Source organism: Bacillus sp. FJAT-27001 (assembly GCF_019039175.1).
In the GTDB taxonomy this organism is placed as follows: Bacteria; Bacillota; Bacilli; order Bacillales; family Bacillaceae; genus Bacillus; species Bacillus velezensis.
The window spans coordinates 86646-94837 of record NZ_JAHOAA010000004.1 but is presented as its reverse complement, the minus strand read 5'-3'; the positions used below and the strand labels follow the sequence as shown (position 1 = coordinate 94837).

Genomic DNA, 8192 nt, shown 5'->3' with positions numbered 1-8192 from the left:
AAAAAAGGCGATATCGCAAGACATTCGGATGCTTATTTGACGATTAAAAAGGAAGAAGCGAAAGAGCGGAAAATCAAGGATCTGAAGAAAAAGCTGGCCGCTGGTGTCACCGATCCGGATGAGTATTTGGAAATCGCGAAGAAGATCGGCTATGAAAACCTTGAACCTGCTCAGGTGGAATATGTGATGCAGCTTGAACAAGCAAAACAGCTCGAAGAAGTCGGAGAAACAGCTTGGGATATCGTCAAAGGAATAGGCGTCGGCCTTTATGATGTTGGAAAAGACACCATAACCGGCGTCAAAGATCTGGCTGTCGGCGCATGGGATTTTTACCATCTCTCTGATGAACAAAAAGTCGCTAAAACCATATCAGCTGTATTGAACACGCCCTCCTACGCAAAAATCATATGGACAAACCTGGCGGACTCATGGAATGATAAAATGGTTAACGGTGATGCGTATTCAAGATCCCATTACATCACTTACGCCATCGGGAGCATCGTCGGGCTCAAAGGTTCCGGCTCAGCTGTAAAAGTATCAAGCAAGCTCGCCAAAACAGACGCCGCCAAAGTGGATAACGTCTTGGAAGCCGGAAAAAAAGCGGCTGCAAAACATGTGAAGACAGGTATCCAGAAAACTAAAGATTTCACCAATTCATTATCAAAAGGAAATCAACCAGCTTTTGCAGGAATTGTCCAGGATATTGAGAATACGCATAATGTGAAGAATACACCGCTTTTGAAGAAAGAGATTGAAGGACAGAAGTCGAAAGCTTTACAAGAAACTGAGATAATAAAAACCCAGAATGTAAAGAAACCTAGAAAAACAATAGTTCCTACAGTAAAAAGTGGTGAATTTAATAATTGGTTCAACTCATTAACCACAAAACAACTTGATGAACTTTGGGCAGATAAAAGAGTTAGAAGAGCAATTGAAAGACAACTAAGAGCACCCGGCGGCATGCACGAATGGCATTTAGTTTCCCGAGCTCCTACCTTTAAACATTGGAATATTACAGCGGAACAAATAAGAGATTTAAGAACTGCCATAAACGAAGTTGAGTTCGTAAATCCTGTTGGTAAACACGGGGGATTGGGCTCTACAGCTGCCCATAATGAATTGCTAGGAATTATTGATTCATCTCTAAACTATAATATATTTGTCCGAAGGTTGAATAATTGGGCAAACTATAGACTTAAAGGTGGAGTGGAAGCCCTGCCAAAAGGATTGAGGATTAAATAATAGGAGGTTTATATGGAACGTCAAAATTACGTATCATTGTGGATCGGAAGTATAAAGGATAATGAATCATTAAGTAAATATGTTGAATTAGTTTACAATGAAGATGAGGGTGATTTTCTTCCTTCCCAATTTTTAATTGACTTTGATATAGATATCGATGATTTAGATGAAGATTTTATAGAAAAAGTTGCACATGAAAATAGTCGTAACAATTTACCTGCACTAATTGACGGCTGTTCATACGATAGTGTCATCTTACCTCGTTTCGAAGACATAGTAGGTACCACACTCCCTGATCAAATCAATGCTGCTGTTCTTTTATATAATTTTGAATATGACGGCAGGGAGAAAGAAATAAACGCAAAAAACTATTCATTTAAATTTATTGGAGCAGTTTCCTATGTATAAAAGAAAAAATCATAATAAAACATAATTCAGAATTACATTTTCATAATGTAGAGATTTTATTAGATGGTTATTCATACTACTTGGAAGAAGATAAAAAGTAGGATGACTAGAAGAAGGCTCTCTTTTTTTCAGAGGCCTTTTTTGTTTGCGTGTAAAACCTAAAAGACTATAAACATCTATAGATAAACAAAAGGAGGGGCGTTCTCTCACAAACAAAGTAACTATAACTTGAGGTTATTCTTCACTATCATCCACTCCATGCACCGCCGAAGGAGTGCCTTACAACACAGTCAATCAAAAGTTTAAAAGAAGCACTGCAAGCATTCGCCAAAGTGGTACTGCCGAAACCGTACGGAACCTCCGCAAGCGGCAGACGGACACCGGCACCGCATGTACCGCCGGTAACAGTCAAATACGGCGAGCATTTTGCGAAATGGACCAGAAAGAAAGTATTGAAGCCGAATGTCATCTACAAAACAAAAGAAGGCTACACGTACACCACTGACAACTATGGTAGAATTACAAGTGTCAAAGCAGACTTGCAGCTGGGAGAAGCAAAACGCAACCAATATGCGCAGTCAAAAGCAGGTAAACCAGACCGTCTGACAGATGACGACGGAGGCCACCTAATCGCCACCCAATTCAAAGGCTCAGGCCAATTCGACAATATCGTGCCGATGAATTCCCAGATTAATAGGAGCGGCGGGAAATGGTACAAAATGGAGCAAGATTGGGCAGCAGCTTTGCAAACAGACCCTCCCCAAGAAGTAGCAGTTGAAATTAATGCATTGTATAAAGGTGATTCATTAAGACCCACTGCTTTTAGGGTGAAATATAAAATTGGTGATCAAGAAGCTAAACTTATGAGAATCAAAAATCAGGCCGGAGGTTAATATGGAGACAAAAAAAATGGGGCAATTATATCAACAGATAGCAGAAAGCATTAACGAAATCATTCCATCTGAATGGGAAAGAGTTATTCTTTATGCTGAAATTCTCGACGATTCATCTGAGGTTTTCTTTTATTTCAATACTCCACATAGTGAAGATTTTATATATTCTCATAATATCCCCGAACACTATCATGTCAGTGAGGAGATTTATGAGGAGCTATTATTTGACTTGCATGACTTATTCGAGGAATTACGAGATGAATTTAAAGAAAACAATCAAGATATATGGACTAATCTAACACTTAATCTGGAGATAAGCGGAGAATTTTCAATAGATTATAATTATGAAGACGTTCTTCAATCTCCATACACCATCTCTCAAAGACAAACAATCTGGACTTATAAAAATGTAGGAATATATCCTAAGAGTGAGCCTTTAAAATACTTTTTAGAACAGTATCTAAATTCTCAAAATTAAAATTCCCCCTCCTTTATTGGGGGTTTTGTTGATACAAATGATCCTTACAAATTACCAATTATAATGCTGGAGGCTGATTCTTGTTGGAAAATGAATTAAATGCATTATATAGAAGCATGGCTGAAACCGTTAACGAAATGATACCAGAACCATGGGAGAAATTTTTGTTCTATGCTCAGATTTCAGAGACAGGCGGAGGCACTTACTTTTTTTATAATTCTCAAAATGAACCTAATCATTTTAAGTACAGTCTTGAAATTCCGTTCGAATTTGATATTGACGAAAATGAATTCGATCAGTATGAGATGGAATTATTTAAACTCAGCGAAAAAATGAGAGATGTTTTCAAAGATCATAACCAAGAATTATTTTACTCCTTCACTCTTAGCCTGGAGAGACCAGGAAAATTAACTGTCAACTTTGATTATACAGATTGGTTTAGGACAGATTATAGTTTCAGTGATCAGCTTATCATCTGGAAATTTAAATGTTTAGGGGAAGAACCTAAGGATTCATCATTACAAAAATTAATAAAAAAATACTTAGAAGACTATCCTGAAAATCCAATTTAATTTTTATAATAACATGGTAATGCTGTATTAAATAAGAGAATATCCAAATGTCATAAACGAATTATTCTCTAAAGGGAGTATAAAAATGGATAATCTGACAAAAGAAGAATTAATCTCTCTTGTAAAGGAAATAATGAACCCAACATTAGATGATGAGAAAGTCAGTGAATATCTTGCTTTATTAGAGAAAAATGTACCTCATCCGGCACCAAGCGATTTAATATTCTGGAGCAATGAAAATTACACAGCGGAGCAAGTCGTAAGAATTGTTCTTAACTATAAAGATGAGTAGTCTATCAAACCATTAAACTGATATAGCAACTCTCAAATGGGATAGAGATGATAAAGTCGCGAGATTAAAAGAGATTGAAAAATAAAAGAGTAGTAAATTATATCGAGAGCTAGCGGAACAAATTTATGAACTGATTCCAGCATAATGGAATAAAGTTTCTCTATATGCAAAGATTTTAGCTGACTCTAGAAAATTATACTTTTTCTTTAATGCAAAAAATATTTATGATGACTTGTTAATCGAACTACAAGATGTATTTGATGAACTAAGAGATGAATGGAAAGCGAATAACTCAGATGTGTGGGCTAACTTTACACTCAAGCTAGAGCATACTGGAAAATTTTCAATCGACTATGATTATGAAGATGTTATTTCATCAGAATTAAGCGGTACTCAACGTCAAGTTGTTTGGGAATATAAACACTTAGGTATGGTTCCTACTGGTAAGAAAAACAGGGAGTTCTTGGAACGCTATCTCAATTCGGAAGAAGAATAATCTATTTAATAGCTCAGCCCTTCTCTGCTGGGCTATTTTTGATACTAAAATCTTTTCGATTGTATCCACGGATTCCCCTCCTTCACACTAACCCCAATAATTCATTAATATCTATTTTGATTAAATCAATTAAAGTTGCTGACCGTCCAGCATGTCTCGGGTCGCCATGTTCTGTTAAGATTGTGTTTGTATTTCCCATATTAAATACAAAAATATCTTTTTTTATCAGTATTCGAAATTACCTCTATGATTTTATATACTTGAGAATAGTAATAAAGGTTGTGTACAGTTTTCACATTTGGTTTCCCCCATGCAAGGACAACTATATCTGAATCATTTATCATTGAACTAACTGTATTAATATTATTCTTTTGAACATGATTTAATAGATTTGCACCGTGAATACTTTTCAATTTTGCTGAGGTGTCTGCTGGATTTGGAGCATAGATAGGTATAACATTTCCTGCGTAAAGTTTTTTCACTTGAATTTTCTCATGGGTATAACAATAGAAAAAATCAATTAATTTATTTACAGTTCTATCTGAAATATTTGAATCAGCTTCCGATGGATTCATTAATATTACTGTAACGATAATACCTTCCATTCGATTTTTAAAAGGAATTGATAAGCTATATCTTAAATTTACACCCGGTATAATATTTTGCCTATCATCAATAGTAATAGACGAAATATCAACCTTATTAGGATCGTAATAATGCGTCAATAAAAACTTCCTTTCTGTAAATAATATAAGTAACGGAGCCAAGACTAACCTTAAAAGATTAAAATCATAACTCCGTCCAAATTAAAAAGCTAACCATTCACTTCTCCGTAAACTTCATTCATCATATCTTCCATAATATAAGCCTTAAACTCATCGTTCTCTAAAATCCTCATAAAGAACTCCTGGTTGCTACTCATTCTGTCGATAACAAAATTCATAAATGTTTTTTCGAAAGCAAATTTGAAGTTTTCTTTTGTATTGTTTTTCGCTTTCTGACGGAGATCATCATCATTCAACATGTCCTCTTTCACTTGTTCACGAGAAAGAAAATCTGTTTCTGTAAATTGTGTACCAAAGCGCTCATTTAACTTTTCTAACACGCTTGATAATCGCACCTTCTCATCTTCAGCTACACCACCAGCACCATGCTTCTGTGGATCAAGTTCAATGCCTCCCGTTTTTTCCAGCTCGATGCTTCCTTCGAATACCTTTTGATTGCGATAGTATTCAAGTGCGATATCATCAGCTAAATAAACGTCCTTATCACCAGTTGTACGAGGTAGTTTGCGCAACAAGTATGTTAAATAAATATATTGTTTGTGTAAGCTTAGATCAATAAACGTTACAACTTGTAGCACGAAACTATACGTACGAATAAATTTTGTTGCAGCTTGTTTAAAATCAAACTGTTCTTCTTCTGAAAGCTTTTTATATCGCTCTACACCTTTGTCAAGAATTGCATTTAACTCTGTTTGCGCCTTAGTTGACTTTTTCACGCCGTCTGTTACTTCAAGTTCATTAACCCTTTGTACCTCATCTTCCTTAAATACTTGATGAGGCTCGATGTCAGCCTGCATATCATAAAGGATATTTGGGTCCGTAATTTCAGATAAGCTTGTTGATTCGTAATATGGTTGAAACGAAGCTTTCATAACCTCTGGTTCATTTACAAAATCGAGTACGAATGTGTCCTCTTTACCTGGGCAAGTACGATTTAAACGAGATAGAGTTTGCACCGCTTTAATACCACTTAATGGCTTATCTACATACATCGTATGCAACAGTGGTTCATCAAATCCCGTTTGATATTTCTCAGCTACAAGCAATACCTTAAATTCATCTGAATTGAATTTATCAGGTAGCTCTTTTTCAGAGAAACTGTTCATGTCCGGCTCCGTATAATCTATTCCACCGTCTTTTACAGTACCTGAGAACGCCACAACTGTTTTTAAATCGTTATATCCCTTTTCATGAATATACTTATCAAAAGCAATTTTATAACGTACTGCATGTAAACGGCTCGCTGTTACCACCATTGCCTTTGCACGGCCGCCAATTTTGCGCTGTACGAAATTGCGATAATGCTCGATAATAATTTCTGTTTTTTGTGCAATGCTATGTGGATGAAGTGATACGTATTGTGCTAGCTTTTTCGTAGCTTGTTTTTTTGATACCTCCGGATCATCTTCAACTGTCTTTGCAATTTTCCAGAATGTTTTATAAGTCGTATAGTTTTCAAGGACATCTAAAATAAAACCTTCTTCAATTGCTTGTCGCATTGTGTATTGATGAAAGGCCTCTGGCTTACCATCAATACCAACCGTACCAAACTTTTCTAACGTCTTGGGCTTGGGAGTCGCTGTAAATGCAAAAAACGATACGTTATCCTGTTTCCCACTTTTCAAAATGGCTTCTACAATTTTCTCGTCTACATCAACTAAGTTTTCTTCGGCAATCCGGTCTTCCTCATATGCTGCTTCTAACGTCTTATCTGATAGAACATTTGTTAAGGCAGTAGATGCTTTACCACCTTGAGATGAGTGCGCTTCATCGATAATAACTGCATATTTTTTTCGCTCTAAGCCCGCTACTTTTTCCAAGATAAACGGGAACTTTTGGAGCGTTGTAATAATAATGCGTGTTTCACTATTAATAGCACGTGCTAATTGCTCTGAATTTTTATCGACTGGCTCCACCATTCCTGCTTTATGCTCTAACTGATACACTGCGTCTTGCAATTGCTTATCTAACACTCGGCGATCGGTAATCACAATCACACTACTAAAGATCGATTCATTTTCCTCGTTATGTAGCTTAGCTAAACGGTGTGCAAGCCACGAAATCGAGTTCGTCTTACCAGATCCCGCAGAGTGCTGGATTAAATAATTTTGACCGACAAGCTTTTGTGCTACATCTGCTTCTAACTTACGTACAACATCAAGCTGATGGAAACGAGGAAAAATGAGCATTTGACGCTCACCTATTGTTTCACCGTTTGAATCTTTAATGTCGTCTTTCTTAATAAAGATGAAGCGATATATAATATCGAGTAAGCTATCAGGTGCTAAAATGTCTTCCCATAAATAATGAGTTCGATAGTTGTCACCATAAGTTAACGGATTGCCTTTCCCTCCATTATTGCCTTTGTTAAATGGGAGGAAGTACGTTTTGCCTTTATTAAGCTTTGTTGTCATAAACACTTCATCTGGGTCAACGGCAAAGTAGACAGCAACACGCTCATTAAATTTAAATAGCTGCTCACGTGGATCGCGATCATTCTTTAATTGTTTCATCGCATCTTCAACTGTTTGATTTGTTAATGGATTTTTCAGCTCCATCACTACAAGTGGTAAACCGTTTAAAAACAGCACCATATCTAAGCTATTGTTATGCTTATCACTGTAAAACACTTGGCGAGCAACATTAAAACGGTTTTTCCTATACTGCTCATTTAATGTTTTATTCATATCGGTGGGTGGCTGGTTATACGCAAGTTGTAATGTGACACCACGATCTTTAATCCCTTTACGTAAACATTCAACCAAACCTTGTTTATGTAGCTGATCTTTAATGCGCTTTAACACTTGTTCTTTATAAGTAGGACCATACGATTTCTCTAACGTACGCATCCGCTTTTCCTGCGTATCTTCTAAAAATGCAAATAGCTCTTCAACATCAATCGCATGCTGCTTGAAAGAACTACTTGCCGCACCTCCTAACACACGCTTTTTATAGCCATTCGCGATTAATGCTAATTCGATATTTGTCTCAAAACCTGTTTCTGTAGTATCGATCGCCATTACAAT

7 protein-coding genes and 2 pseudogenes are annotated in these 8192 nt (G+C 36.4%); 7 read left to right on the top strand and 2 right to left on the bottom strand.

Annotated features, from left to right (window positions below; translation table 11 throughout):
• From BGM27_RS14620 to BGM27_RS14590, 7 genes and pseudogenes are all read left to right on the top strand, one after another.
• Nucleotides 1–1242, top strand: a 1242-nt coding sequence (locus BGM27_RS14620; RefSeq protein ID WP_254122878.1) for a hypothetical protein, incomplete at its 5' end; no start/stop codon positions are given.
• A 12-nt stretch (nucleotides 1243–1254) separates the two neighbouring features.
• Complete coding sequence (locus BGM27_RS14615; protein WP_007408929.1) at nucleotides 1255–1650, top strand: immunity 22 family protein; 396 nt, start codon at nucleotides 1255–1257, stop codon at nucleotides 1648–1650.
• 236 nt (nucleotides 1651–1886) lie between these two features.
• Nucleotides 1887–2543, top strand: a pseudogene (locus tag BGM27_RS14610) (DNA/RNA non-specific endonuclease); the annotation flags it as partial.
• A 1-nt stretch (nucleotide 2544) separates the two neighbouring features.
• Nucleotides 2545–3021: an antitoxin YezG family protein gene (locus BGM27_RS14605; RefSeq protein ID WP_007408927.1), complete on the top strand. Its 477-nt coding sequence runs from the start codon at nucleotides 2545–2547 to the stop codon at nucleotides 3019–3021.
• 83 nt (nucleotides 3022–3104) lie between these two features.
• On the top strand, nucleotides 3105–3593 hold the full coding sequence (locus BGM27_RS14600) for an immunity protein YezG family protein (RefSeq protein ID WP_032865236.1): 489 nt from the start codon (nucleotides 3105–3107) through the stop codon (nucleotides 3591–3593).
• Nucleotides 3594–3678: 85 nt separating this feature from the next.
• The gene (locus BGM27_RS14595) at nucleotides 3679–3885 is read left to right on the top strand and encodes a bacteriocin immunity protein (protein ID WP_007408925.1); all 207 of its coding nucleotides are present in this window, start codon (nucleotides 3679–3681) and stop codon (nucleotides 3883–3885) included.
• A 121-nt stretch (nucleotides 3886–4006) separates the two neighbouring features.
• Nucleotides 4007–4381, top strand: a pseudogene (locus BGM27_RS14590) (immunity protein YezG family protein).
• A 200-nt stretch (nucleotides 4382–4581) separates the two neighbouring features.
• Here the strand turns inward: BGM27_RS14590 and BGM27_RS14585 are convergent.
• Together BGM27_RS14585 and BGM27_RS14580 are read right to left on the bottom strand one after the other, a co-directional pair.
• Nucleotides 4582–5106 carry a DUF1643 domain-containing protein gene (locus tag BGM27_RS14585; protein ID WP_007408923.1) on the bottom strand — a complete coding sequence of 175 codons (525 nt, stop codon included), beginning with the start codon at nucleotides 5104–5106 and terminating at the stop codon, nucleotides 4582–4584.
• A gap of 89 nt (nucleotides 5107–5195) precedes the next feature.
• Nucleotides 5196–8186, bottom strand: coding sequence for a type I restriction endonuclease subunit R (locus BGM27_RS14580; protein ID WP_007408922.1), 2991 nt, complete (start codon nucleotides 8184–8186; stop codon nucleotides 5196–5198).
• Nucleotides 8187–8192: the final 6 nt, after the last annotated feature.